Source organism: Candidatus Polarisedimenticolia bacterium (genome assembly GCA_036004685.1).
Taxonomy (GTDB): domain Bacteria; phylum Acidobacteriota; class Polarisedimenticolia; order Gp22-AA2; family AA152; genus DASYRE01.
This window is the reverse complement of the sequence record DASYRE010000015.1, coordinates 1-25937: the sequence shown is the minus strand read 5'-3', so window position 1 is coordinate 25937 and position 25937 is coordinate 1. Positions and strand designations below refer to the sequence as shown.

18 protein-coding genes and 1 tRNA gene are annotated in these 25937 nt (G+C 64.8%); 9 read left to right on the top strand and 10 right to left on the bottom strand.

Translation table 11 applies throughout. The annotated features are described in order from the left end of the window. Together VGR67_03560 and VGR67_03555 are read right to left on the bottom strand one after the other, a co-directional pair. A partial coding sequence (locus tag VGR67_03560; protein ID HEV8335473.1) for a DNA topoisomerase IB occupies positions 1 to 934 on the bottom strand: 934 nt, incomplete at its 3' end. Positions 935 to 944: 10 nt separating this feature from the next. Then, a complete protein-coding gene (locus VGR67_03555; protein ID HEV8335472.1) occupies positions 945 to 1865 on the bottom strand; it encodes a diacylglycerol kinase family protein in 921 nt (306 codons plus the stop codon). A gap of 64 nt (positions 1866 to 1929) precedes the next feature. Between VGR67_03555 and VGR67_03550 the strand changes: the two genes are divergently transcribed. Then, positions 1930 to 3888, top strand: a complete 1959-nt coding sequence (locus VGR67_03550) for an LTA synthase family protein (GenBank protein HEV8335471.1) — start codon at positions 1930 to 1932, stop codon at positions 3886 to 3888. A 91-nt stretch (positions 3889 to 3979) separates the two neighbouring features. Further along, positions 3980 to 6676 carry a protein kinase gene (locus tag VGR67_03545; protein HEV8335470.1) on the top strand — a complete coding sequence of 899 codons (2697 nt, stop codon included), beginning with the start codon at positions 3980 to 3982 and terminating at the stop codon, positions 6674 to 6676. Between the two features lie 15 nt (positions 6677 to 6691). On the opposite strand, the gene VGR67_03540 is transcribed toward VGR67_03545, so the two are convergent. From VGR67_03540 to VGR67_03530, 3 genes are read right to left on the bottom strand one after another with little or no spacing between them, the layout of a single operon-like run. Next, positions 6692 to 7162: a carbonic anhydrase gene (locus tag VGR67_03540; GenBank protein ID HEV8335469.1), complete on the bottom strand. Its 471-nt coding sequence runs from the start codon at positions 7160 to 7162 to the stop codon at positions 6692 to 6694. 1 nt (position 7163) lies between these two features. Continuing rightward, positions 7164 to 8681: an SPFH domain-containing protein gene (locus VGR67_03535; protein HEV8335468.1), complete on the bottom strand. Its 1518-nt coding sequence runs from the start codon at positions 8679 to 8681 to the stop codon at positions 7164 to 7166. Continuing rightward, positions 8678 to 9238 (bottom strand): hypothetical protein, encoded by a 561-nt coding sequence (locus VGR67_03530; GenBank protein ID HEV8335467.1) that lies wholly within the window; start codon positions 9236 to 9238, stop codon positions 8678 to 8680. Before VGR67_03530 ends, VGR67_03535 begins: the two co-directional genes overlap by 4 nt. Positions 9239 to 9823: 585 nt before the next feature. On the opposite strand from VGR67_03530, the gene VGR67_03525 reads away from it, so the two are divergent. The 7 genes from VGR67_03525 (at position 9824) to VGR67_03495 (ending at position 23226) form a co-directional block, all read left to right on the top strand. Next, positions 9824 to 14269 (top strand): FG-GAP-like repeat-containing protein, encoded by a 4446-nt coding sequence (locus VGR67_03525; GenBank protein HEV8335466.1) that lies wholly within the window; start codon positions 9824 to 9826, stop codon positions 14267 to 14269. Positions 14270 to 14395: 126 nt separating this feature from the next. Further along, positions 14396 to 15859, top strand: coding sequence for a M20/M25/M40 family metallo-hydrolase (locus tag VGR67_03520; GenBank protein HEV8335465.1), 1464 nt, complete (start codon positions 14396 to 14398; stop codon positions 15857 to 15859). Between the two features lie 285 nt (positions 15860 to 16144). Continuing rightward, complete coding sequence (locus VGR67_03515; GenBank protein HEV8335464.1) at positions 16145 to 17329, top strand: ABC transporter permease; 1185 nt, start codon at positions 16145 to 16147, stop codon at positions 17327 to 17329. Next, positions 17329 to 18030, top strand: a complete 702-nt coding sequence (locus VGR67_03510) for an ABC transporter ATP-binding protein (protein HEV8335463.1) — start codon at positions 17329 to 17331, stop codon at positions 18028 to 18030. The genes VGR67_03515 and VGR67_03510 overlap by 1 nt, the downstream gene beginning before the upstream one ends. Continuing rightward, a complete protein-coding gene (locus tag VGR67_03505; protein HEV8335462.1) occupies positions 18027 to 20498 on the top strand; it encodes an FG-GAP-like repeat-containing protein in 2472 nt (823 codons plus the stop codon). Before VGR67_03510 ends, VGR67_03505 begins: the two co-directional genes overlap by 4 nt. Continuing rightward, a complete protein-coding gene (locus tag VGR67_03500) occupies positions 20495 to 21520 on the top strand; it encodes a tetratricopeptide repeat protein (protein HEV8335461.1) in 1026 nt (341 codons plus the stop codon). Before VGR67_03505 ends, VGR67_03500 begins: the two co-directional genes overlap by 4 nt. Before the next feature lie 20 nt (positions 21521 to 21540). After that, on the top strand, positions 21541 to 23226 hold the full coding sequence (locus VGR67_03495; GenBank protein HEV8335460.1) for a CRTAC1 family protein: 1686 nt from the start codon (positions 21541 to 21543) through the stop codon (positions 23224 to 23226). A gap of 12 nt (positions 23227 to 23238) precedes the next feature. Here the strand turns inward: VGR67_03495 and VGR67_03490 are convergent, their stop codons facing one another. The 5 genes from VGR67_03490 to VGR67_03470 all read right to left on the bottom strand — a co-directional run. After that, on the bottom strand, positions 23239 to 23514 hold the full coding sequence (locus tag VGR67_03490; GenBank protein HEV8335459.1) for a hypothetical protein: 276 nt from the start codon (positions 23512 to 23514) through the stop codon (positions 23239 to 23241). Positions 23515 to 23536: 22 nt separating this feature from the next. Continuing rightward, positions 23537 to 23613 (bottom strand) — tRNA-Arg (locus VGR67_03485). Next, positions 23604 to 24404: a site-specific integrase gene (locus VGR67_03480; protein HEV8335458.1), complete on the bottom strand. Its 801-nt coding sequence runs from the start codon at positions 24402 to 24404 to the stop codon at positions 23604 to 23606. The genes VGR67_03485 and VGR67_03480 overlap by 10 nt, the downstream gene beginning before the upstream one ends. Positions 24405 to 24563: 159 nt before the next feature. Then, a complete protein-coding gene (locus tag VGR67_03475; protein HEV8335457.1) occupies positions 24564 to 25235 on the bottom strand; it encodes a hypothetical protein in 672 nt (223 codons plus the stop codon). 456 nt (positions 25236 to 25691) lie between these two features. Further along, the coding region (locus VGR67_03470; protein ID HEV8335456.1) for a hypothetical protein at positions 25692 to 25937 on the bottom strand (246 nt) is incomplete at its 5' end.

The window sequence follows — 25937 nt, the reverse complement described above, 5'->3', positions numbered from 1 at the left end:
CGGGACTCTTGAAGAAACGGCGGATGACTCTTCCCTTCTCGAAGCCCTGGAGGATCTCGGGGCAGATGTAGGAGCTGCGGCAGACCGCCGGCGTGTTCCCGAGGATGTCGGCCGTCTCCTGGATCGCCGCGACCACCTTTCTCTTGTGCGCCGCGCCGGTCTCGGCGCTCTCGGCGCCGACCTTCGCGAGGGCGCAGGCGCAGACGAGCGTTCCCGCCCAGGTGCGAAAGTCCTTGGCGCTGAACTTCTCGCCCATCACCTCACGAATATAGTCGTTGATGTGGTGGCGCGTCACGTTGACGAACTCACCGTCGCCGTTCTGGTACTTGAAGACTTCGCGGGAGGGATGCTTGAGGAGGCCCCGGACGATTGTCGCGACGCGGCGGTCCTTGAGCCGGCTTTCCTGTTGCACGCCGGACTTCCCGGTGAAGTCGAATTCGACGACGTCCCCTTGGACCCGGACGTGCCGCGGCCGCAGCGTGGCCAAGCCGAAGCTACCGTTCTCGGTGGCGTAGATCTGGCTCCCGGGGCGCAAGAAGCAGCTCGAAAGAATCCTGAGGATCGACGCCATCACCGTCTCCCTTCCCAGACCCGGCTGCCGGATGTGGACGGCGACCGTGACGCGCATCTTCGGCAGCGCCTGGGCGAAGTGGACCAGTCGTTTGAACTTCCTGGCTTCCCGCCGGCGGACGTGATCGGCGTGATACAGATATTGCAGGCGACCGGCGGCATCCCGCCCAATCGCTTGGATCGAGCCGCCGGACGCGGAGTTGATCCAGACGTCGCTCCACGCGGGTGGGATTTTCAACTGGCGGATGCGCTCCCGATCGGCGGCGCGCACCCGGGTCCCGGGGGCACCCTTGTATCTGAACCCACGCTCCTTCGATCCCAGGCGACGAATTCCCGTTTTCTGCAACTGCTCGATTTTGGTCATTGCGGGTTCATCATAGGACATCAAGCGCCCGTGACAAAACCTCGATCGAGCGGCATTCGAGGGTGAGGCTTTCTCCATCCACCATGACCGGAACCGCTTCCTCCATCTTGAAGTCGGCCCGCCGGATCGAGGCTCGCGAGGCCGAGGGATGCCGCAGGTGGCTGCCGTCCAGAAGGCGCGGGAGGTTCCAGAGGAGGCCCAGCCGGCCGACGGGATCCCAGCGGACGTACTCGATGAAGCCATCGGCCGGGTCGGCATCGGGCGCGAGCAGCATCCGGCCGCCGGTGTAGCGGGTGTTGCAGAAGGCGAGGAACAGGCACGGGCGAGGGTCGAACTCCCCCTTCCCGTCCAGCCGGAGGGGCAGCGTGTGGCGTAAGGGTCCTGCCAGGGACGCCAGAATGCCAAGAACGTAACCCATCTCGCCCCATCCTTTCAGGCGGAGGTTGGTCACGCGCGCCACCGTCGCGGGAAAACCGAGCGTCGCCAAATTAATGAAGTGAACCTGGCCGTCACGGTGCGTCAGCCGGAGGACGTCGCACGGCCTCGACACGCCGGCTCGAATCCTCTTCACGGAGTTGTCCATGCCGCCCGGGGCGAAATCACGCATGAAAGAATTGCCGGAGCCCAAAGGAAGGAACGCGAGGATCGGCCGGCCGTCTTCCTCCCTCCCGCCGTCGTCCGCCTTCCCGGGGAAGAGGCCGTTGAGGATCTCCATGGACGTTCCGTCACCGCCCACGGCCAGGAAACGGCGGTAGCCCCGCGACCTTGCGTCGCGCGACAGCTCGGTGGCATGCCCCGGCCCCGCCGTCCACGCGATCTCCAGCGGAACGCCTGCAGATCGGAGTCGATCCAGAGCCCGGCCGGCAAGCTTTCCGCATCGGCCGCCTCCCGCCGCCGGGTTGACGATGGCGAAGAGCCGCTCGTGGGCCATGTTCCTTCCGCGCCGCGTCGAATTCGCTGGTGCCCGCGCCGCCGTTCCTTATAATGTTAGCTAGATGAGAGTCCCGATCGGCAACCGGCGCCTTATCCCCCTGGGAATCTGCTGGGTTCTCTACCTGACAGCCTTTTCTCTGCTTCGTCTCGTCCTCGTGGCGCTCTACGCCACGCCCGGGCACCGCGATCTGAACAACCTGGGCATGGTCTTCTTCACCGGCCTGCGCTTCGACGTCGCCGCCACCGCCTGGATCCTCCTGCCGATGCTTCTCTGGCTCTCGCTGCTTCCCGAGCGCCTCTACAAATCCCGGGCGCACCGGGTCATTCTCGCCGTGGCCTTCATCCTGGCCTGGTCGGCCCAGGTGTTCTTCCTGTTCACGGAGTACTACTTCTTCGACGAGTTCAAGGTCCGGTTCAACGGCGTCGCGGTGGAGTATCTCATCTATCCCCACGAGGTGCTCAACAACATCCGCGACAGCTATCCGGTCGCGCCGATCGTGGCCTTGTGCCTCGCGGCGGGCATCGGATTGTTCCTGCTGGTGCGCTCCCGGTGGGCCCGAGCCTGGGACGAGCCGGTGCCCTGGAGGACCCGGCTGGCGAGCCTCGGCCTGATCGTCGCGGCGATGGCGGCCGTCACCTCGACCCTATCCCTGGAGAAGAGCCGTTTCAGCCGCGATCGGGTGCTGAACGAGCTGGCGGGCAACGGCCCCTATTCCTTCGTGCACGCCGCCTACACCCACTATCTCGATTTCCCGGCCTTTTACTTGACCCTGCCGCGCCGGGTAGCCTACCTCCGGGCGCGACATCTTCTCGGGGAGCCGGGGGAGATTCATCGCCCCGCCGAGTCGATCCAGCGGCACGTCGACGGCGACTCCCGGCGGCCGCGGCGCAACGTCGTGATCTTCCTGGAGGAGAGCTTCGGCTCGGAGTTCTGGGGAGTCCTGGGGCGGCCGGGTGCCAGCCTGACGCCCGAGATGGACGCCCTTTCGCGGGAGGGCCTGCTCTTCACGCACCTCTACGCCACCGGCAACCGGACCGTTCGGGGCATGGAGGGGGTCCTTTCCTCCTTCCCTCCCCTGCCCGGAAACTCCATCGTGCGGCGCGACCTCTCCGATCACGTGGAGACCATCGCGCGCCTCCTGAAGCGGGACGGATACAGCACGGTTTTTCTTTACGGCGGGCGCGGTGTGTTCGACGGCATGAAAGGCTTCGCGCTGGCCAACGGGTTCGACCGGTTCGTGGAGCAGAAGGACTTCCCGCACCCGGTCTTCTCCACGATCTGGGGCGTTTCCGACGAGGACCTTTTCCAGCGGGCCGTCGAGGAGTTCCACGATCTCCACGGCGCCGGACAGCCCTTCTTCGCCACGGTCCTGTCCGTGTCGAACCACAAACCCTTCACCTATCCGGCCGGGCGCATCCCCGAGGACCCGTCGCGGCGGCGGCGGGAGCACGCGGTCCGCTACGCCGACTGGGCCCTCGGGCAGTTCTTTCGACAGGCAAGGAAGGAGCCCTTTTTCCGCGACACGATTTTCGTCGTGGTGGCCGACCACGGTGCCCGGGTCTACGGCAGCCTGCGCATCCCGGTCCATTCCTACGAGATTCCCCTGCTGGTGGTCGGGCCGGGCATCGGCCCGGGACGGATCGATACTCTCGGCTGCTCCCTCGACGTCGCGCCCACTGTCCTGGGGCTGATCGGCCGTCCCTACGAGAGCGTGTTCTTCGGCCGCGACCTGCTCCGGGATCCGCCGCGCAACGCGCGGGCGCTGATCCACCACGATCTGGACATCGGCATCCTCGAGGGGGACACCCTCGCGGTCCTCCAACCGAACAAGACCGCCGAGTTCTATCATCTCGATCCGGTGAGCCATCAGTTCCTCCCCGACGCCAGCGGCACCCCCGAAAATCTCCAGGTCCAAGACGACGCCATCGCGCTCTTCGAGGTCGCCGACGATCTTTACACCGGCCGGCGGTATTTCGTCGTCCCGCCGCCGCCTCCCTCCTCCACCGCCTTGCGCCGCTGAGCCCGCCGGCGGAATCCCCCTAAAGACCCCGTGGCGCGCCCCAGGAGGCCGCCGGGGTTCCGGTTTTCGCTTATACTTCCCGGCCATGAATTTGAAGCCCGGAACCCGGCTCGGTCCCTATGAAATCCTGGCGCCGCTGGGCGCCGGCGGGATGGGTGAGGTCTGGCGGGCGAAGGACTCGCGGCTGGACCGGGAAGTGGCGATCAAGATCCTCCCTGCGGGCCTGGCGCTCAACGAGCTGTTCCGCGCGCGCTTCGAGCGCGAAGCCAAGGTCATCTCCTCGCTGAATCATCCGAACATCTGCACGTTGCACGACGTCGGGGAGATCCCTTCGCCGCAATCTTCCGGAACGCCGGCGGGCGCCGCCGGCTCGGCGCTGCACTACCTCGTCCTGGAGCTGGTCGAGGGTGAGTCCCTGGCCGAGCGCATCAGGAAGGGCCCCCTGCCTCTGCCCGACGTGCTGCGCTATGGCGCCCAGATTGCCGACGCGCTGGACGCGGCGCACCGGCGGGGCATCATTCACCGCGACTTGAAGCCCGAGAACGTGATGTTGAGCCGGTCCGGAGCGAAGCTCCTCGACTTCGGACTGGCGCGCACGGCGTCGGAGGGCGCCGGAATCATCAGCGGCCTGACGAGCCTTCCGACGGAGGTGCGGCAGCTGACGGCGGAAGGCGCCATTATGGGCACCTTCCAATACATGGCCCCGGAGCAGCTGGAGGGCCTTGACGCCGACGCCCGGACCGACATCTTCGCGCTGGGCGCCGTGCTGTACGAGATGGCCACGGGTAGGAAGGCCTTCACCGGCAAATCCAAGACCAGCCTGATAGCGGCCATCGTCTCATCCCAGCCGGAGCCGGTCTCCGCCGCGATGCCCCTGACCCCGCCGCTTTTGGATCACGTGATTCGGAAATGCCTGGAGAAAGACCCGGAGGACCGTTGGCAGTCGGCGCGGGACGTCGCCGGGCAGCTGCGCTGGGTTTCGGAGGCAGGCTCCCAGGCGGGCGCGCCGCGCGCCGTCGTCGCGTCCCGCCGCCTGGGGAGAAGGATGCTCGTCGCAGCGGCCGTTGCCGGCTGGGTCGCCGCGGCCGGGCTGCTCGCCTGGTCCTGGGCGGCACGACGAGGCGAGGCGGAGGCCGGCAGGCCTTTAAGAGCCGAGCTGCTCCCTCCCACGGGCATCGAATTCAGTGCCATTGTGGCCGGCGCGGTGGCGCTGTCTCCCGACGGCCGGTACCTGTCGGTCCTGGGCGGCGGGGAAGGAACTCCCATTCATCTGATGGTCCGGGATCTCCTGACCGGGGAGTATCGCGCCCTGGAGGGCACCACCGGCGCCACCTTTCCGTTCTGGTCGCCCGACAGCCGCTGGTTAGGGTTTTTCTCCGAGGGAAAACTCCGCAAGGTTCCCGGCGCGGGAGGTCCGGTGCAGATTCTTTGCGAGGCGCACGACGGCCGCGGCGGCTCCTGGAGCCCCGCCGGAACGATCGTCTTCGCTCCCGACATCCGCGGGCCTCTCATGCAGGTTCCCGATGGGGGCGGCGCGCCGAAGCCGGCGACCAGCATTCCGCGTGATTCGGTGACTCATCGGAACCCCTATTTCCTTCCCGACGGCAGGCACTTTCTGTTCACCGAGCGCGAGACGATCGCCGAGCCGGTCGGCCACGTGGCGCTGGCGAGCCTGGAGGGAGGGAAGCCTCACAGGGTCGTCGACCAGGCGTCGAATTCGCAATACTCGGATGGTTACTTGTTCTTCGTGAGGGACGGCAATCTGGTGGCGCAGCGCATGGATGCCTCGACCGGCAAGATCGAGGGGTCTCCCTCGCCGGTGGCGGACGCCGTGGAGTACTTCAATCCGCGGGACCTCGGGAATTTCACCCTTTCCAGCACCGGCGATCTCGTCTACCGCAAACGGCAGGCCCGCAAGACCCGTCTGGCATGGCTCGATCCCGGCGGAGGGCAGGAACCCGTCGGCGACGCCGGCTTTTACGACCAGGCGCTCATCGGAACGGGCGGCAAGCGGGCGCTTCTGGTGCAAAGCACGCCCGACGGCACCAGCTCGGACCTCTGGAGCATGGACCTGGCCCGGGGGCAGGCGGTTCGATCCACGTTTCAGAGCATGACCGGGACGATTCAGGGAGCCCTTTCTCCGGACGGCAATCTGATGGCGGTGTCTTCCTCGGCGGGGGCCGGCTGGGGAAAGAGCGCGACCTGGCTGCAATCCCCCTCGGGAGGCGGAAAGCAGGAAAGGATCCTCGAATCCTCCTCCTTCTTCGTCACCGACTGGTCGCCGGACGGAAGGTACTTGATCGGAATGATTCAACGGACCGGTAGCGGCTTCGACGTCGCCACGGTGGACCTGAAAGGACCGCACAAGGTCGAGACTTTCCTGGGAAGCCGCTTCAACGAACGCGGCGCCGCCTTTTCACCCGATGGCCGGTGGATCGTCTGGGTGTCCGACGAGTCGGGCAGGCAGGAGGTCTTTTTGACCGATTTCCCCGCCGCCCGCCGGAAATGGCAGGTGTCCTCCGGCATCGGCGGGGTGCCGTTCTGGAGCCCGGACGGATCGAAGATCTTCTACAACACCCAGGAGGGGCTCATGAGGGTCGACATCGGCAACGGCGCCGCGCCCGATCCGGGAAAGCCCGTTCTGGCGCTCAAGGACGATGCGGCCCGCTCGGAGGCGGCGGGACCCGTCGTCGCCACCGACGGGAAGCGGTTCCTGGCGCTGCGGTACGCCGAAGCTGGAGCTCCCGAGCCGTTGCGGCTCATCCGGAACTGGAAGAAGCTGCTCTAAGGAGTGGAGGGCCGTTCAAACGGTCTCGAACACGACTTTGCTCGCGTCCGCCGGGCTGTGCTTCGCGAAGTAGGTCTCGACGGTCACGCCCTCGAACATCTCGCGCAGCCGGGCCCCGGCCCGACGCAGGTCGGCGAGCTGGCGGCTCTTCAGGTCGATCGCCAACGTCCCGATCTTGCGGGCCTTGTACCAGGCGCAATCCTCGTGGGCGATGGCGACGATGCGCTCGGTGCGGTGGTCGCTCACCAGCGCCTCCATGCGGCGCCGGAAGAAATTGAAGTCCTTGGGGACCAGATCGAACAGCGTCAGCGGCTCGATGCCGCCGGGGACGGCCAGGAAGTCGGTGCGCGCGCCGGCCTTCAGGTAGACGCGCGCGAACTCCTGGAAGTGGTGGACCCAGCGGCCGTCGACGCAGGTGATGATCGTCGTGTTCGGCCGCTCGGGATCCCAGGGCAGCGTGCTCTCGTAGACGATTTCGCCCGCCATTTCACCGCCCGGTCTTCTTCTGGGCGTCGGCCGTCGCGGCTTCGGTCTTCGCCTGCATGAGCTGGGCGACGTCGATGCCGAACTGATCCTTGAGCATCGAGAGCATCGCCGTCATGCCGCCGCCGACCGTGCTCATCACCTTGCCGACCCCCGCGCCCGCTCCCGATCCGTTCCCCATCTCGATGATGTTGATCTTGTCGATGCCCGCCAGCTGGGTGGCGAAGGCCTGCGCCAGCTCCGGCATCTTCTCGACGACCATGTTAATGACGGCCGCCTCGTTGAAGTTCTTCCACGCTTCGGCCTTCTTCTGGAGGCCCTCGGCCTCGGCCAGGAGCTTCTTCTTGATGACCTCGGCCTCCGCCTCGCCGACGGCCAGCACTTTGGCGGCCTCCGCGCGGCCGATCCGCTCGATCTTGGAAGCCTCGCCGGCGCCCTCGAACTCGAGCTCCTTCTGGGTCGCCTCGGCGCGGGTGACCGTGGCCTGTTTCTCGCCCTCGGCGCGCAGAATCGCCGCCTGACGCTCGGCCTCGGCCGGCTTGACGACCGTCGCCTGCAGCTCCTGCTCGCGGCGCGCCGCCTCCTGTTGCTGGACCAGCACCTCCTGCTGCTTGCGCACTTGCTCGATGCGGGTCTCCTGCTCGGTCACTTTCTGCCGCGCGATGGCGGTGGCCAGTGGCCCGGACTGCTCGGCCTCGGCCTGCTTGGCCTTCACCGCGGCGTCGAACTCGGCCTGCCTCGAGTCCTTGTCCCGCAGCGATTGCGCGATGGCGACGTCCGCCTCGTAGCGCTTGGTCTTGCCCTCCTGATCGGCCATCGCCGATTTGATCGTCGCGTCGCGCTGCGCCTGGGCTTCGCCGATGATGGCGTCGCGCTTAACCTCCGCCGTCCGCTTCTTGCCGAGCGCGTCGAGGTAGCCCATCTCGTCGCTGATTTGCTGGATCGTCAGGATGTCGATGTTGACGCCCATCTTCTTGAGATCCACGGCCGCCTCGTCGGTCATCTTCTGGGCGAATGCCTGCCGGTCGGCGTTGATCTCCTCGACCGTGAGCGTGCCGAGGATGGCGCGGAGATGGCCTTCGAGCGTCTGGAAGATGACGCCTTTGATCTGATCGCTGGTCATGCCGAGGAAGCGCTCCGACGCGCCGCGCAGCGACACGTCGTCGCCGGCGATCTTGACGTTGGCCACGGCCTCCACGGTCACGGCGACCCCTTCCTTCGTGTAGGCGCGCTGGATCCGCAGCGGGATCGAGATGATGTTCAGGGAGAGGTACGCCACCTGCTCGAGCATGGGCACCCGGAGCGCCGCGCCGCCGCGCACGACGCGAAAGCCGACGACGGTCTTGTTCCCCTTGTCGTCGACGACGTGGTGCTTGCGGCCGTAGAAGATGGCGACGGTCGACGGCGGCACCTTGATGTAGTTGCGCGCGAACAGGGCCATCGCGGCGAACAGGGCCACGAGCCCGAGGAGCACCGAGAGGGCGACCATGATCGCCGAGAATTCGACACCGAACAGGTTCATGGGGGACCTCCACTCGGCCTCTCCGCGGGCGTGACGGTGAGGGAATCGCCGCTGACGGCGGTGATCACGACGGCGGTGCTTCTCGGGATCGCCTGGCCATCCGCCGAGCGCGCGATCTGCTCGGTGCGCTCGCCGCGGCTGGTGAGCGCGACTTGCCCGACGCCGCCGGCGGGAATGGCGACGGAAACCTCGGCCAGCGTCCCCACGAGGCCCGTGATCCTCAGCTCGCTGGACGCCTGCTGGGAATAGAGAAGCTTGGCGAACTGGTAGACGATCGAGGACATCGCCAGGCCGGCCAGCACGCCGACGCCCGAAGTGGCCGGATGCGAGAGGTTGTAGTAGCGGGCGACCACGCCGCCGACGCCGAAGGCCGCGAGGAACGCCGCGATGATCCGCGTGCTGAAGACGCTGGGGCCGGCGTCGCCATGGCCGCCGAGGTCGTGCCCGGCGACGTCGTGATCCCCGAGGTCGTGGTCCCCGCCGAAGACTTCTCCGACCAGGAGCATGACCAACAGCAGAAGCACGCCGAACGCCGCGATGCCGCCGTAGATGAGCATGGGTAGGATGACGCTACCTCCAGCGGCCGCTCCTTGTCAAACCTGTCGGTCACTTTACCGAGGCTCGCGGGCGCGGGGCTTCTGCCTCAAAAACCTTGACAGAACGCTTGATTTTCGGGTACAAACAGGGTGCCCTTCTTCCCCCTATCTGTCCGCGAGCACCGTAGGCAAATCATGTGGCATAGTCTGCTCCGGCGAAGTGCAGCCCTGTTTTCCGTGCTGTGCGCCGGCGGCGCGTTTTCCCTCCCCTGGGCCACCGAGCTTCCCCTGCAGTCCCCCATTTTCCGAGCTCAGCGTCTGGATTTCGAGATCAAGAATCCCGTTCTCGGGGGTTTTGGCGCCGATTGGCTTCCTTTGACATCGGCACAACTGGAAGCTCTCGATGCTGACGGACGCTCCGAGATCTTGGTCTTCAATGATCCCTGCGGAAATGCCCAGCAGGGCATCTATCGTATTTCCCTTACACCGCAAGGGATGATCCAATCCACGACCGGGACACGGACCAGTGCCGTATGCCATGCTTTCTATGGAAATGAGGGGCTGCGCGGAGAAATCTACACGCCGGGCGATTACGATGGTAATGGAGTGCTGGACTTCGCATCCTGGGGCTCCACGACCCTCTTCCTGCGGGGACCGGGGGGGACCGTAACCGAAAAGCCCATCAGCCTGCCGCTCGATCCCGCTGAAGGATTCCACTCCTACGACTACGTCATTTCCACCGATTTGAACCGCGACGGCATCCCGGATGCCGTCGTGGCTCAGCCGTTCGTCATCATCGAATTCAGCGGCCAGGATTTCAGGTTCCGCGACAGCACGAATCTCTACGCTTTCCTAGCGGACGGGCACGGCGGATTCGTCCGCAGCCAGAAGATCGAAGCGCTGGATTTGCCGGGCCTCGATTTCAAGCTCATGCCGGGCGCGCTCAAGGATTTCACCGGTGATGGGATCGTCGATTACCTGGGATTTGGTTCGGGCCCGCGCGGCAGCTGGGAAATCCTGCCGGGCGATGGCACCGGGCATTTTCTGCCTCCCGATCAAGGAATCGCGGCCATTCTTCCCAACGTCGAGTACGCGACGCCGCCGATAGCCGCTTCGGGCGATTTGAATGGTGATGGCTTGCCGGATCTGTTCCTTCGCTTTGGAGGACTACGGATGAGCACGGGCCTCGGTCAATGGTCGGCGCCCCAAGCTCTATCGAAACCCTATTCTGGCAATGGCCCTATCGGCTTCCAGGACGTGAATGGAGACGGCAGACTCGATTTGCAGTTCTTCGACCGCAACCTTGCGGTGACCTACCTCAATGGCGAGAACGGAACTCTGGGCTCTCCCCAAGAGTTGCGCCTGCCGCTCGAACCCGCTGGAAGTATCCGGATGTCTTGGGATTTAGATGCGGTCTCCGACCAGATCTACTTTGGATACCCATCCTATAGTTACGGCTATGCCTCGACAAGCTTGAGCGTCTTCCTTTCCTCGAATGGCGGTGCAAGGGACTCCGTGAGAATCACTCCGCCTTCCCCGTTTGGGGAATTCGCCGCGACAGGAGACTTCGACGGCGACGGCCACAAGGATCTTCTTTTCGCAGGGGGTGACCAGATCGTCATCTATCGAGGGAACGGTCGTGGTGATTTCCGGCCGATACCCGGCGCACCGGCGCCCTTGAGCTCGGGATTCTTCGACGCTATTGCTGCCGATCTCAACCACGACGGCAGGGATGACGTGGTCACCCTCAATTACCCGACGTTGCCGAACGGGGCTTGGACTCTTTCGAGTTATCTGGGACAGCTTCCGAGGAACCCGCCACTCTTCCTTGAGTCGAAAGCCGCCGGAATTGCTCCCACCAGGATCGCGGCAGGGGATTTGAACGGCGATGGAAACCCCGATGTCGTCATGACGCACAAAGGGACGAAACGGGAAGGCTATCCTTCTTCCTATTACCTTGGGGGGACGATTTCAGTGTACCTCGGGGAAGATGGCGGACGGCTTGGCGAGCCCTCGACTGTCATCGACAGCGACCCCCCAGGCTGGTATCCGGCGGCCGTGGACGTCCAGATCGGTCGGGTGAATGGCGACAGCGTCCCCGACCTCCTCATTCTATTCAGCGACCTCAGGCCCGGCGGGATCACGCTCGGCACGTGGGCGGATGGCTTGGGAGACGGTCGTTTCGGGGAGCCTTACTATTACGAGTATTACGAAGATGGTGGGATCTTCTCCCAGTTGCTCCCCCCAACCGACGTGAACGGCGACGGTCTACCCGACCTGTCGTTCTTTCCTTCATACTCTGGCTACCCCAACCTCTTCGGCACGTTTCTGGGGCACGATGAAGAGTTTTTTTCGCAGTTTAGCGTCGGCTCCGATTGCTGCAACAATCCGGGCCGCCACGTCGACCTGGACGGAGACGGCTTCCTGGATCTCCTTGGCGCCCTGGGCGACTTTCTTGAATTCGGCGAAGGAGCCGGAACGGGTGAATTTCATGCTCTCGGCCCCAAGTATTCCCCGTCGGGAGTTCCCCTGAGACAAGGCGGTCAGGGTAGTTCGTTCGCCCTCACGCCTCCCGTCCCGCTGTTCGCCGACTTCAACGAGGACGGCCGGGAGGATGTCGTGATCTCCGACTCTACGGGTCCGATTCTTCTGCTGAATCGAACCAATCGTGTCGCCTCGGATCCTGCCGAGAGCTTGGAGGAACCACGCGAGGCCGCTCATCCGATCGAGGCGGAGATTGATTTGGCGGAAATCCAAGCCAAGATCGGATCCTTCGATTTCTTGGGAAACGGCAGCTCTCAGGGAGCATTGATATTCACACTCTCCCTGAATGACCGCCTGGACCGTGAACAGGAATCGGAAGGGGGCAGGCACGGGGCCCCCGAGCAAATCTTGCAGGACGAGATTCGGCGGCCCGAGACCGTTCCACCGATAGGCAACCATCGCCCATCGACCTTCTCTCCGGGAGAGGCCGCTCGTCCCAAATTGAAATCGGGGACTTTCCAGCTCTTTCTCAACTGCGGCGAGCCCTTGCTCGACAGCGACCGCGACGGCTCCGTGGATCTTGGCATCGCCAACGCGCCGACCGAACCTGGCCTCTCCGGAATCCCGCTGGCGGACGTCTCCCTCACCTTGCGATTGGACGGAGGCGGCCCACCCTTCGCCGGTCTCCACGACCTCAATCGATTCTCGACGGTGGATCGAGACCGCGGGGTCATCACGTTCGTCATCCCCTACGACTCACTGCTCGAATCGTTGACACCCGCGGAGCGCGCGGCCCTGGAACAGGGCGACGGCACCGGCCGGATTTTCTTCTGGGCCGTATCGCGCCTCTACGGCGATCGAGATCGCGTCCCGGACACCAATGATGGAGAGGACCCCACGATCCGATCCGAAGTCGGAGAATTCCGCTTCCCAATCAAGGACCTTCGCGTGACCCCGCAGCTCACGTTCAAGGACGTCCTCATCACCACTCACCTGGACGGGCCTCTGACCTTCGCGAACCACGGCGTCAGCCCTGTCACGGTCGGAAGCGTCGAGCTTCCGGAATCCGGTCTGTCCCTGGATCCCCCTTCGCCTTTCGCTGTCCCGCCGGCCGGACGGCAGAACGCGCTGCTGCGCTACGCACCGACCGCGCACGAGACGCTTTCGGGATTGGCGACCATCCACTCCGATGATCCAGGTCGGTCGGCCTTGCAGTTCCTCCCTTCTGGCCGCGGCGTGGCTCCGATCGCCGAGGTTGCCGCGGAATTGCTCGACTTCGGCTCCGTGCCGATCGGTCTCGCCGGATCGTGGAAATCGATCGAGATCCGCAACGCGGGAGATGCGTTTCTTAATATCACCTGGGACATGACCGATCCCTACGCACAGTTCTCGTTCATGTCTGATTCCTATTACGTTCCGGGTCCCGAGCACCGCTCCCTGACCCTGTATCCGAACGAGACGAAGAGGATCAGCCTGGTCTTTCGCCCGACACAGCTCGGCCCCTCCGAAGGACAGTTCCGATTGCAGACGGACGATCCGTTCCGCCCGCAAATCGATGTAAAGCTTCAGGGCACCGGCACCGCGCCGGAGCCGAGGATCTACATCGACCAGTTCTATTTTCGTCCGATGTTTGACGTACCTTTGGGGGGAGAGAGCAACATCACCTATCGAGTAAGCAATAGTGGATCGGCGCCGCTTCACATTCTTTCCGCAACGAGCAGCCTGCCCGAGTTCACAGCGAGAATCGAGCCTGAGGTCCTGCCTCCCGACTCCGTGGCGACCCTGACCGTGACCTTCCGTCCCACAACCTGGGGGACTTTCAACACAGTGATTACGGTCTTGTCCGATGATCCAACTCTGCCCTCCTATAGTGGTTCCATCGAAGCCAGAGTCCCCGAACCTCCGCCTCAGATGCACGTCTCGACAACCCACCTCGATTTCGGTGACGTCCGTCTCTCGCAACCGGTGACCCGCAGCTTCGACCTATCCAACACAGGAACCGGCTCTCTGAGAATCACCGGACCCATCGTTCCCTATTGGTGCCCGCTTCAAGCCGATCCCAACTCGGATTTCACCGTACTGCCCGGGGAAACCCGAACGGTGCAGGTGATCTACACGGCGGACTACATCCCGCCCGATTGGTGTGACCACTTTTCCTTCGAAACCAACGATCCCGCCATGCGGTACGTCGACATCGAGGTCCTCGCCCATTGGCTCCTGGCGTCCTTCTCCTCCCCCGACGTCCTCTACTTTCCCGAGACGATGGTAGGCCGATCCTCCACCGTCAACCTCTCGATCGTCAATAACGGCGAGGACGATTTGCGCATCTCGAGCGCGCAATTCGATGATTCCTATTTCTATCTTGGGGGTCCACTTCCAGACGCGATCCCCCCGGGAGGATCTGCACTCGTTCCCGTCGTCTTCAGGCCGAACCGATCCGGCTCTCTGAGTTCCTATCTGATGCTTTCCACCAATGACCCCCGCCGAGAAAGCGCCTGGATCTATCTCTTGGGGTATGGCTACTATTCCGCTCTTCTTAAAAGCCCCTTCGAGTTGAACAGCAAGTGAGTCTCTATCGGAGGTTTGTTCCCTCGCAACGGCTATTCCTTCGCATGGCCTCGACCGAGTATTCCTGAAGAACACTGCACTTCAAACCTTGACAATTCGAGGACCTCGGCGGAGAATTCCCGGTCCATGAGACCGCATCTTTCGGGCGTCCTGATCCTTCTTCTCCTCACCTCCCAATTCGCGCCGGCGACGCTTTCGGCAAGTGCACCGAAAAAAGACGCGCCGTTCTTCGGCCGGACGCAGGGCAATAATCCGCTGGCGCAGATCGCCGCGCGGATCGTCGGGGAGGCGACGGCTTCGGGCGGGGCCTACGAGAAGCTGGCGTGGCTGACGGATCGGATCGGGCCGCGGCTGTCGGGATCGCCCCAGGCCGAGGCGGCGGTGGCGTGGACGCTCCGGGAGATGCGCCGGGACGGGCTGGCGAACGTCCGGAGGGAGAAGGTGATGGTCCCGCACTGGGTGCGCGGCGCGGAGACCGCCTCGATCGTCGCGCCGGTCGCGCAGCGCCTCGCGGTCACGGCCCTGGGCATGAGCGAGCCGACCCCGCCGGGCGGGGTCACGGCGGAAGTCGTCGAAGTCGCCTCCTTCGACGAGCTGCGCGCGCTCGGCGACAAGGCGCGCGGGAAGATCGTCTTCTACAACAAGCCGATCGAGGCGCACGCCGACGGCAGCGGCTACGGATCGGCGTCGGGGCTGCGCTATCGGGGCGCGGCGGAGGCGGGAAAGCAGGGGGCGGTCGCGATGCTGATTCGCTCGCTCGGCACGATCAGCGCGCGGCTCGTCCACACCGGCACCCACGCCTACGAGGAGGGAGTGCCACGGATCCCCGCGGCGGCGATTTCGGCGGAGGACGCGGAGCTGATTCATCGCCTCGGCGCCAAGGGCGAAGCGGTGCAGGTCCATCTCACCCTGGGCTGCAAGACCCTCCCCGACGTCGAGTCGGCCAACGCGATCGGTGAGCTGCGCGGGCGGACCCTGCCCGGCGACGTCGTGGTCATCGGCGGACATCTCGACTCCTGGGATCTGGGAACGGGGGCGCTGGATGACGGCGCCGGGGTCGCCGTCTCGATGGAGGCCCTGCGCATCCTGAAGAAGCTCAACCTGCGCCCGCGAAGGACGATCCGGGCGGTGCTGTTCATGAACGAAGAGAACGGCAACCGGGGAGGCAAGACCTACTTCGAGACGCACCGCGGCGAGATGGAGAGGCACGTCGCGGCGATCGAGTCGGACGCCGGGGCGGGCCATCCCTTGGGCTTCTCCGTCAAGTCGGGCGCGGGCGGCGAAGCGACCCTCCGGTCCCTCGCCGGCAGGCTGGAACGCATCGGCGCGACGAGCGTCGAAGTGGGGGGCGAGGGAGGGGTCGACATCTCCCCGATGCTCGCCGCGGGAGTGCCTTTGCTGGGGCTCCGGCAGGACATGACCGAGTACTTCGACTGGCATCATACGGCGGGAGACACGCTCGACAAGGTCAATCCTCGCGACCTCGCCGACAACGCCGCCGCCATGGCCTTCATGGCCTATGCCCTGGCGGATCTTGAGGTTCCGCTTCCTCGGATTCCGCCCGAGGAGCGCGAGTCCCCGGATCGCTGAGCCGCCGCCCGGGTCGTGGGTTCCCCCCCTTTGTAATCCGCATCGCAGATCCTGCCGGCGGCTTCAGCCCACTCCTCCCAGGACAGGCTTCCCGGCGCTTTCAGCCCTGGAAACCGGAGCCCTTGGAGCTTATCGGCGAGCCGCAGCAAATGTTCTAGACTCGCATATTGACGCCTTCCGCCGGTCGCTGCTAGGATGCAGTCATAGGGACCGGAGACAATCCCCCCCCAATCCGGAATCCCCCTCGGAGCATCCCAACTCGGGACAAGCCAGGCCAGGAGCAGCATGAGCGCGGTGCCGGGATTCTTCCGTCTTGCCACTTCCGATTTGAGGCGCCGTCCCCTGAGGACGGGCCTGGCCATCCTCGGGGTGGCGCTGTCGACCGGCCTGCTTCTCGGGACGTTGAGCATGCACGCCGGCTACGTCCGCGCCCTCGACTCGACGATCGATCGGATGGGGTATCAGGTCCTGGTCACGGCGAAGGGGTGTCCCTACGAAGCCGCTTCGCTGATGATGCGCGGGGGGAACACCCCGATGACGATCGACGAATCCACCTTCGACACCATCCTACAGGACGCCGACGTCTCCGAAGCCACCCGCATCTTCATGCAGTCGATGCCGGCGGGCCCGGCCGGCAAGAACATGGTCTTTCTCGGAGTGGACGACCGCTACCGGCGGCTCAAGCCCTGGATGACCCTGCAGCGCGGCGAATGGTTCTCAGGTCCGGAGGCTCCCGAGGCGCTGCTCGGATACAACGCTTCCCTCCTCCTGGGGCTGAAGCTCGGCGACTCGCTCTCGGTCGGACCCACTCACAAGCCTCTGGTCATTCGCGGAGTCTTCGATCGCTCCGGAACCCAGGAAGACGGAATGGTCATCATCCCGCTCCTCTATTCGCAGGAGCTGTTCGACCGGCAGGGGAAGCTGACGGGAGTCGGCGTGCGCCTCAAGAGCCTCGACAAGGTGCAGGGATTCCTGCAGCGCATGTTCGACCTGCCCTCCGTCCAGGCGATCACCATGACCCAGTTCCGGACGACCGTCCTGGAATTCGTGGCGACGTCCCGGCTCCTGCTCCTCCTCAGCGCGCTCGTGGCGTCGGTCATCGGAGGGCTCGGGGTCCTCAACGCCATGACGATGACCGTCTCGGAGCGGGTACGGGAATTCGGATTGATGAAGGCGGTCGGGGCGTCCCCGCGCGATCTCTTCACCTTGACCCTGCTGGAGACCGGCGTGCTGGGTCTTCTGGGGGGGATCGTCGGGGCCGCGGTGACGGCGGCGGGAGGCTTGGGGATCGAATCACTGATCCGGCAGTTCGTGCCCTTCGTCCCACCCGGGGCGATCCTCGCGACCAGCCTGCCCCGGGCGCTCGCCTGTGTCGTGGCTTCGTTGAGCCTCGCGGTGGTGGCGGGGATCTACCCGGCGGCGCGGGCCGCCGTCGTCCGGCCCGCGCGGGTCCTGGGCCGGGCCGGCTGATGGCCGATGGCGTGCACGGGCGGGCCTCGCCGATGGTCGAGGCCCTGGCCCTCGTGAAGACCTACCCATTGTCGGCTGAAACAGTGACGGCTCTGGGCGGCGTCGATTTGACGATTTCCGCCGGGGAGCTGGTGGCGCTGGTCGGGGCCTCGGGCTCCGGGAAGACGACCTTGCTCAATCTTCTCGGGTGCCTCGATCGCCCGACCTCGGGGACGGTGCGGATTCTGGGGACGGAAGTGCAGGATCTGGGAGAGAGGGAGCTGACCGACTTCCGGAGGCGCCGGATCGGATTCGTCTTCCAGGAGGCGTTCCTGATTCCGACGCTCACCACGATGGAGAACGTCGGATTGCCGCTCGCCTTCGACCGCTCCGGCGCCGAGACTTTTTCTCCGGGAGCGATCCTGGAGCAGGTCGGGCTGGCCGGGAAATCCCATCGCTATCCCTCGGAGCTTTCGGGAGGCGAGCGGCAGCGGGTGGCGATCGCCCGGGCACTCGTCCACCGGCCCGCGCTCCTGCTGGCCGACGAGCCGACGGGGAACCTCGACTCCGACAACGGGCGGAAGATCTTCGCTCTCTTCAGGGAGCTGGTCGGACGAGGCGGGCTGGCGGCACTGGTCGCCACTCACAACCTGGAGCTGGCGGCGCTGGCCGACCGGCGTCTCTACCTGAAAGACGGCCGCATCTCGACGGAGGTAGCATGAGCAAGATCCCATCGGGCAATCCGGCTGCGGCCGCTCTGGCCTCCCTGGCCGTCGCCCTGGCGATCTCGAGCTGTGCCGGGGCCGGCTCGAGCAGCGTCACTCCGACCCGGGCGGCGCGCGTCGAGGTGGAAGAGCACCTCCGCCGGGGGACCGAGATGATGCGGATCGGGCAAGACGACGCGGCGATCGCCGAGTTCCGGCGCAGCATCGCGCTCGACCGGACCGACGCCAAAGCCCACGCGCAGCTCGGCAGGCTCCTCGCCGCCAAGGCGAAGCGCGAAGACGCCATTCCCACCGAGGCGGTCGCCGAGCTGAAGACCGCCATTAAGCTCGATCCGAATGACCTCCAGGCCGCCTTCGAGCTGGCGGACATCGTCAAAGAGCGGATCATCAGCGTTTACGAGCCCGACCTCGCGATGGATCTCTTCCAGAAGATCCTCAAGGCCAATCCAACCCTTTCCGACATCCGATTGCGTTACGCGACCTGGATGGCGATCGGAGAGATTCGGCTTACCGTGCCGAACAACCAGGGCCGGGTGTCGATGGATTCGGCCTGGACCATGGAGTCGGCCCGCGCCGAGATCGAGAAAGTCCTCGACCAGGTCCCCGCCGACAGCGAGCAGGCGGCCGCGGCCCACTTCATGATGTCGCACGTCTTCATGAAGTCGGGCGCGTGGCTCGAATCGGTGCGCGAAGTCGACCTCCTCCTGAGCCGCTTCCCCGATCTGCCGATCGATCGAAAAGTCCAGGCCCTCGGAATCAAGGGACACGGCTACTACCGGCAGGGGATGTTCAAGGAGGCGCTTGCCGCGTTCAAGGAAGCCTACGAGACCACCCCCAACATCCGGTCGCTGTGGGACATGTACCAGGCAAGCCGAGGCCTGGGGGGTTATCCGGCGGGCTTTCCGGCAAAATATCGCTTTCCCCTGAGGCCCGAAGAGACGGGGAAGGATCTCCCCTCGGGGGTGAAATTCCGCGACATCGCCCCGCAGCTGGGGGTCGACAAGTTCGCCGGCGCCGGCCCCGCCTCGTGGGCCGACTATGACGGCGACGGCCGCTTCGACCTGGTGGCTTGCGGCTGCGACACCTTCTGCTCGCTCTTCCACAACAACGGGAAGCATTTCAGCGACGTGACCCTCGCCGCGGGGCTGGGGAAGGTGGAATCGGGCTTCGGGGCGACCTGGGGAGACTACGACGGCGACGGCCGGCCCGACCTCTACATCGCGCGCAACGGCTGGAACGGCCCGACGTTCGACTACCTGCTCCACAACAAGGGAGACGGGACGTTCGAGAACGTCATCGACAAGGTGGGGATCTCGGAGCCGGGGTCCGGATTCAACGTCGTGTGGTTCGACTACAACCGCGACGGCTGGCTCGACATCCTCGTGACCAACGGCGTCACGCTCGATCCGAACATTAACCATCTCTACCGGAACAAGGGGGACGGGACGTTCGAGAACGTGACGGAGCAGGTGGGGATGAAGGAGGAGCCGCGGGGCGGAACGATCGGCGTGGCGGTCGGGGACATCGATCAGGACGGCTGGCCCGACATCTTCGTCCACGGCAGGATGCGGGCAAACAAGCTCTATCACAACCTGGGGAACGGGAAGTTCGAGGAGATCGCCAAGGCAGCGGGCGTGATCGGGAACCGGCGCCAGAACGGCTACGTGGCCATTTTCGCGGACATGGACGCCGACGGCGACCTCGACCTCTTCACGGTGAGCCTGGCGCTGTTCGAGCGCGTCATGAACGGCTATCGCTCCGATTACGTCCCGGTTCCCGACGACGACCTCAGCAAGCTCTACCGCAATGACGGCAATCTCAAGTTCACCGACATCAGCGAGCAATCCGGCTTCGTCTATCCGATCGGCACGATGGCCGCCAACGTCGGCGACGTGAACAACGACGGCTACCCTGACATTTACTTCGGGACGGGGAATCCGGACATCCGGAGGCTCGAGCCGAACATCCTCTACATGCGCGGCGATGGCGGCAGGTACGTCGACCGGACGTATTCCGCCGGCGTCGGCAACCTCGGCAAGGGCCACGGGATCACCTTCATCGACTGGGACGGCGACGGCGATCTCGACATGTTCGCGGAGGTGGGCGGCTTCTACCACGGCGACCTCTGGCACAGCGCGTTCTACCTCAACGAGACGCCGCGGAAGAACCATTTCCTCGAGATCGCCCTCTCGCAGGAGGGGCCGAACCACCTCGCCGTCGGCGCCGGGGTCACGGTGAAAGCCGGAAAGCTGACGATGTATCAGGAGGTCACCAACGGGCGCGGGTTCGGATCGAGCGACCCGCCGGTCCTGCATTACGGCCTCGGACAGAACCTGCGCACCGAAAAGCTGACGATCCGATGGCCCGACGGAACGAAAGTCGATTACCCCCCTCCCCCTGCGGACCAGAAGATCCGGATCCGCAAGGGCGACTCGAGCTGGACCCCCCAACCCCCGCCGTCATGAGCCCCGGTCTGCGCTGCCCGGCGCGGCCTGTTCTGCCGGCGCTCCTGCTGACCCTGCTGGCGGGTTGCGCATCGAATCCGCCCGAGCCTCGCCTCACGGGCGCGAGCGAACGCTCTCCGCAGACCCTGGCGGCGCTCGCCGCGGCCTCGGAAGCTTTCCAGAGCGGCGACGTTTTCCGGACAGAGGAAGCGCTCCGGCAGGCGATGTCCTACGCCCCCGACGATCCCGACATCGCGCTGGATCTGGGCGATACGCTGGCCCGCATGGGCCGGAATGAGGCGGCGCGCGAGCATTATCTCCGCTTCTTGAAGCGCCACCCCGGAGCCTCCCAAATCCGCCAGGCCTACGGCCTCGTCTTGATCACGCTCGGCGCCTGGAAGGAGTCGGAGCGGGAATTCGTGAGATTGGCGAAGGAGAGGCCCGAAGATCCCACAGCCCTTTTCAGCCTCGGCCTGGTCCTGAATCGTCTCGGGCGCTATGAAGAGGCCATCCCTCCGCTTCGCAAAGCGGCGACGCTCACTCCCGCCGACGCCGGCATCCAGACCGAGCTGGGAATCGCCGCGCTCCGCCTTGGCCGGCTTCCCGAGGCCTCGGCCGCGCTGCGCAAGGCGGTGGACCTCGACCCCCAGAACGTCGGCGCCCTCCACAATCTCGGGAATTGCTACGCGCGGATGAACCGGCCGAGGGAGGCGAACGCCGTCCTGGAGCAGTTCGCGCGCGCCTCCAAGCGCCAGGAGACGTTCCTGGACGAGAAGCGTCTCTTCAAGTCGGCCCAGTCCCGGACGCAGGAGCTCCTCCATGCGGGAAAAGCGGAGAAGGCGCTCGAAGCCCTTCTGGCTTACCGAAGCCAGCTGCAGAATTACGCTCCGTTCCAGCAGGAGCTGGGAGTCACCTACCTCCGGCTGGACAAGCCGCGCGAGGCGATCGAAGCGTTCCAGCGGGCGCTCGATCTCGATCCATCCCTCCCCGTGGCGCGCGCCCGCCTGACCCAGCTCTCAGCGCGATCTCCCGTCTCGCCATGACGATGCCGAGCCTCTCTTGCGTGACCGTCCTGCTGCTGGCGCCGCTCGCTGGTGGATTCTTCGGGTGCTCCGAGCCGAGCGCGGAAAAGAACGCCGAGCCTCCGGGGAAGATCCATTTCACCGACGTCACCGACGCCAGCGGGATCCAGTTTCTCCACCGGCACGGCGGCAGCGGCATGAAATACCTGATCGAGACGATGGGCGCGGGGGTCTGCGTGCTGGATTACGACGGCGACGGGTGGCCGGACCTCTACGAAGTCCAGTCGGCCCCCTTGCCCCAGGCGCCGGCCGACCCGCTCCTCCACGCCGTGCTCTACCGGAACAACGGCAACGGAACGTTCACCGACGTCACGGCGAAGGCGGGCGTCGGCAACGAGAGGCGTTACGGAATGGGCTGCGCCGTCGGCGACGTCGACAACGACGGGGACCCCGATCTCTACGTGACGAACTTCGGACCCAACGCGCTGTACCGCAACAACGGCGACGGGACGTTCACGGAGATCGGCCGGAAGGCGGGCGTCGACAATCCCCTGTGGGGCACGTCGGCGGCGTTCGCCGATTTCGATCGCGACGGCCGGCTCGATCTGTTCGTGGCCAACTACCTCGATTTCACGCTCGCCAAGCACAAGCGCTGCGGCGAGGTGGCGAGGAAGCTGGTTTCCTACTGCCATCCGGACGCTTACGACGGCGTGCCCGACGTCCTGTACCGCAACAACGGCGACGGAACCTTCCGCGACGTGACCCGGGAAGCGGGTATCTGGACGACCGAAGGGAAGGGCCTGGGGGCGATCTGGGTCGACTACGACCAGGATGGCGATCCCGATCTCTACGTCGCGAACGACTCGGTCCGGAACTTCCTGTTCCGGAACAACGGCGACGGGACGTTTTCGGACGTGACGCTGTTCTCCGGAACCGGCTACAGCGAGGAGGGGCGCCCGCAGGCCGGGATGGGGCTGGCCGCGGCGGACGCCGACGGCGACGGTCGGGTGGATCTCTTCGTCACGAACCTGAGCAACGAGACGAACGAGCTGTACCGGAACAACGGCGACGGGACCTTCACGGTCGCGACGAACCGGGCCGGCCTGGGCGCGCCGAGCCTTCTTTTCGTAGGATTCGGCACCGATTTCCTCGACGCCGACAACGACGGCGATCCCGACCTCTACGTCACCAACGGCCACGTCATGGACGACATCGAGCAATACAGCGACACCATCACCTACCGGGAGCGGGATCTGCTCTTCGACAACGTCGGAGGTGGACGCTTCCGGGAGCGGGGCGCGGCGGCGGGCGCCTTCTTCGGCTCCGCGGACGTGGGACGCGGCGTCGCGATCCTGGACTACGACCGGGACGGCCGGCTCGACGTCGCGCTGAGCCGGAACGGAGGCCGCGCGCGCCTGCTTCGCAACGACAGCGCCGGCACGAATCACTGGCTCGGCGTGAGGCTCCGGGGGACGCGGAGCAACCGGGACGGCATCGGCACCTGGCTCGATCTCACGTCCGGCGGGAAGACCTTCGCGCAGGAGCGCCGCGGCGGCTCATCCTACGAAAGCGCCTCCGAAGGAATCGTCCACTTCGGGCTGGGAGGCGATGCGTCGCCGGTGACCCTGAAGATTCGCTGGCCTTCCGGCCTGAAGGAATCCTTTCGCGACCTCGCGACGGACCGAGTCGTGACGCTCGAAGAGGGCGCCGGCGCTCCCCTTCGCTGAAATCTCCGCCGCTCAAGCCTGGGATTGGATCGCTTCGAGGCGGGCCTTGGTCGCCGCGATCTGGGATTCGAGATCGGCGAGGCGCCGCTTCTCCTCTTCCGAGAGAGGAAGCTGCTTCACGTCGCGGATGACGTAGCCGGCCTGTTCCAGCAGCTCCGGCTCGTTCTCCTTGTCGGCGCAGTTCTGGTAGGCCTGGAGGAGGTCGAGGTAGGCGGGGACGGACCGCGGGTCGCGGTCGACGGCGCGCAGCGCGGCGCGGATGGCTTCCACGATGGGGTCGAAGCTCACGCGATCGTCCCGGAAGAAGAAGTGGTACGCCCGGCAGGGCTCGAACCTGCGACCTACGGCTTCGAAGGCCGGCGCTCTATCCAGCTGAGCTACGGGCGCACGCCTTGAAGTATAGCAGGTTCAGCACTTGCGGCTGCCGAGGCGGGGGCCGCTTCTGAGGATTGCGAAGGTGGGACAGTCTGGGGGACAGTCGGACGGAGAACCTGACCGAGCCGATCCACGGTGCCGCGGAGGTGTTCGGTCTCCAAATGGGTGTACCGCTCCGTGGTCCGCGTGGAGGCATGGCCGAGAATCTTGGCGATCTTCACCTCCGAGTCTCCGGCCTGGGCCATCCAACTGCCCGCGGTATGCCGGAGGGTGTGGAAACTCGCGCCCTGGATTCCGGCGTCCACCATCGCCCGCTTCGTCCGCCGGCCGATGAACTGCCGGGCGTCCCGGGAGAGGTAGGGCTTCCCCTGCCGGTTGACGAAGACATGAGTGGCCTTGATCCGACGCACCTGCCGCTGAAACACCTCGGTCGCCTCCGCGCTGAGCGGAATCGTCCGGGGCCGCCCCGTCTTGTTCTCTTCTGAAACGAAGAGCTGCCCCTTTTCCCGATCCCAGTCCCCCCAACGAAGCATGAGTAGCTCCTTTAAGCGCATCCCCGTAAGCACCCCGAGGGTGATGATGGGCCGGAGCCAGACCGGCGCTGCGGTCTGGGACGACTTCCCGGGCGTCAACGTAGGTGCCGGCGACCACCTCACCACACCGCTTCTTGAGGAGCTTCTTCGCCTGATCGAGCGTGGTCCCGGCCCTCTCCTTCTTCCACTTCCCTCCCCCGGCGTGGAAGCGAATGTAATAGAACTCCACTCCGGTTCGCTTGTGGTGTTTCTTGAAGATTGCCATTTCATCCCTCCTTTCCCTCGACCCACGCACTTGTCGGACTTCTCTGCTTCATGCCTTCCTCCCCTTGCCCTTCCCGGGCTCCTTCCGTTTGCGCCACCGTGCTCTCGCCGCCCCCCTTGCGATCTCACTCCGCCGCTCCGGGGTAAGGCTGGCGGCCCGAAGTTTTAGACACTTCCTTCTTTGACCACATCGAGAAACCCAGAAAAGTCCCACTCGATTCTGAGTGAGCCAACTCCGCGCCCTTCTCGCGACTTGTTGGCTAGGGACCGCCTATGTGCTGCGCCAACAAGAAACACACCGTTTTCGGGAGGATTGAGGGTGCAATAGTCTTCTATGTTCTTCAGCATTGCCCTATCACGAAGCTCATTGGTGTGTTTCCAAGAGTCGAAGATTTCGATGAGCTTGTGGTCTTCGAGCTGTTCAATCGCCGCCTGCATCGCTGCATAGATTTCGGACCAAAGCTCGCTGCACCGCTGGCCATTGAGATAGGCAAAGCCATAATCACTGATGTAGTGGTTGTCCCAGCCAATCAACCGTCGATAGTCAGTGCTCGCATTCCTGACTCTCTCGCGCAAGTACTCAAAGTTTCGGAAGAACTCTTCCCCCGGTGTAGGCAGGTCCACTGGGACAAGCACGACGTTATGGGTGTCCCGATATCGTCGTGTTGCGATGGACTCGAGGTTGCTGCGGGTGCCGTCGAGAAAGTCGTCGAAAGCTGCCGAAGGTATCTCTAAAAAGATGACCTCTGGCCGAATGCGCTCGAGGATTACGTGCAGCTCTGAGACATTTGCGAGGCCCTGTTCCTCGTGAACAGTGCCAACCACCGATACGCGCATCAGCCTCCGCCTCCGAGCGAAGAAAGAGAGGAGCCGAGTCGCAAGAACCTCACGATCCACCCCGCGCGAGCGTCGGCATAACGCCTGAATTAAGCCGAGCCGCGAAGCGGCTTCGGCTTGAATGAATTGTTATGCAGCCCCGGACAACCGGTGAAGTGCTGCGGCTGAAGAGATCTTAGCCGAGGAGAATCGGGATACGGGAATCACTAGAAGAAAGCCGGGAGCAACCGGCGGCGAGCTGTTTGCCACCCGAAGCAGGGCGCCGTCTCCACGGGGCAAGAATCTTCATGGTGCGGGCGGCGCAACGTAAGGCTTGCCGAAGCGAGCTGTAGACGACTGCGAGATAGCTGCAGCTGCAATCAGGCTTTGGCGATAGACCATCTGAGCAAAATGCCCGACCGCGCATAACGCCTGAATTAAGCCGAGCCGCGAAGCGGCTTCGGCTTGAATGAATTGTTAGGGCGCGATCTTGCCAAACAACACCTCCCATGCATCCGATGGCAACCACTCGGAGCTGGGGGTGAGATATGACAGCACGTCCACGTAGTAGCTCATGGTAATGAATTGATAGTGGACCGGGATCTCTCCGTGAATGTTTAGCCGGAGATCCGAGAATGATTTGATCCAGTCGGAGTCATTGACGACAAGAAGCGGATAAGAGCCTCTGCCTTTAGGTAGCTCAGGCAATTGCGAGTGACGGTC

Bases quoted from the DNA above. Each gene is read 5' to 3' on its own strand.
- VGR67_03555 (HEV8335472.1), bottom strand. From the start codon at position 1,865: ATGGCCCACGAGCGGCTCTTCGCCATCGTCAACCCGGCGGCGGGAGGC.
- VGR67_03550 (HEV8335471.1), top strand. From the start codon at position 1,930: ATGAGAGTCCCGATCGGCAACCGGCGCCTTATCCCCCTGGGAATCTGC.
- VGR67_03540 (HEV8335469.1), bottom strand. From the start codon at position 7,162: ATGGCGGGCGAAATCGTCTACGAGAGCACGCTGCCCTGGGATCCCGAG.
- VGR67_03535 (HEV8335468.1), bottom strand. From the start codon at position 8,681: ATGAACCTGTTCGGTGTCGAATTCTCGGCGATCATGGTCGCCCTCTCG.
- VGR67_03530 (HEV8335467.1), bottom strand. From the start codon at position 9,238: ATGCTCATCTACGGCGGCATCGCGGCGTTCGGCGTGCTTCTGCTGTTG.
- VGR67_03520 (HEV8335465.1), top strand. From the start codon at position 14,396: ATGAGACCGCATCTTTCGGGCGTCCTGATCCTTCTTCTCCTCACCTCC.
- VGR67_03515 (HEV8335464.1), top strand. From the start codon at position 16,145: ATGAGCGCGGTGCCGGGATTCTTCCGTCTTGCCACTTCCGATTTGAGG.
- VGR67_03510 (HEV8335463.1), top strand. From the start codon at position 17,329: ATGGCCGATGGCGTGCACGGGCGGGCCTCGCCGATGGTCGAGGCCCTG.
- VGR67_03505 (HEV8335462.1), top strand. From the start codon at position 18,027: ATGAGCAAGATCCCATCGGGCAATCCGGCTGCGGCCGCTCTGGCCTCC.
- VGR67_03500 (HEV8335461.1), top strand. From the start codon at position 20,495: ATGAGCCCCGGTCTGCGCTGCCCGGCGCGGCCTGTTCTGCCGGCGCTC.
- VGR67_03480 (HEV8335458.1), bottom strand. From the start codon at position 24,404: ATGAAATGGCAATCTTCAAGAAACACCACAAGCGAACCGGAGTGGAGT.
- VGR67_03475 (HEV8335457.1), bottom strand. From the start codon at position 25,235: ATGCGCGTATCGGTGGTTGGCACTGTTCACGAGGAACAGGGCCTCGCA.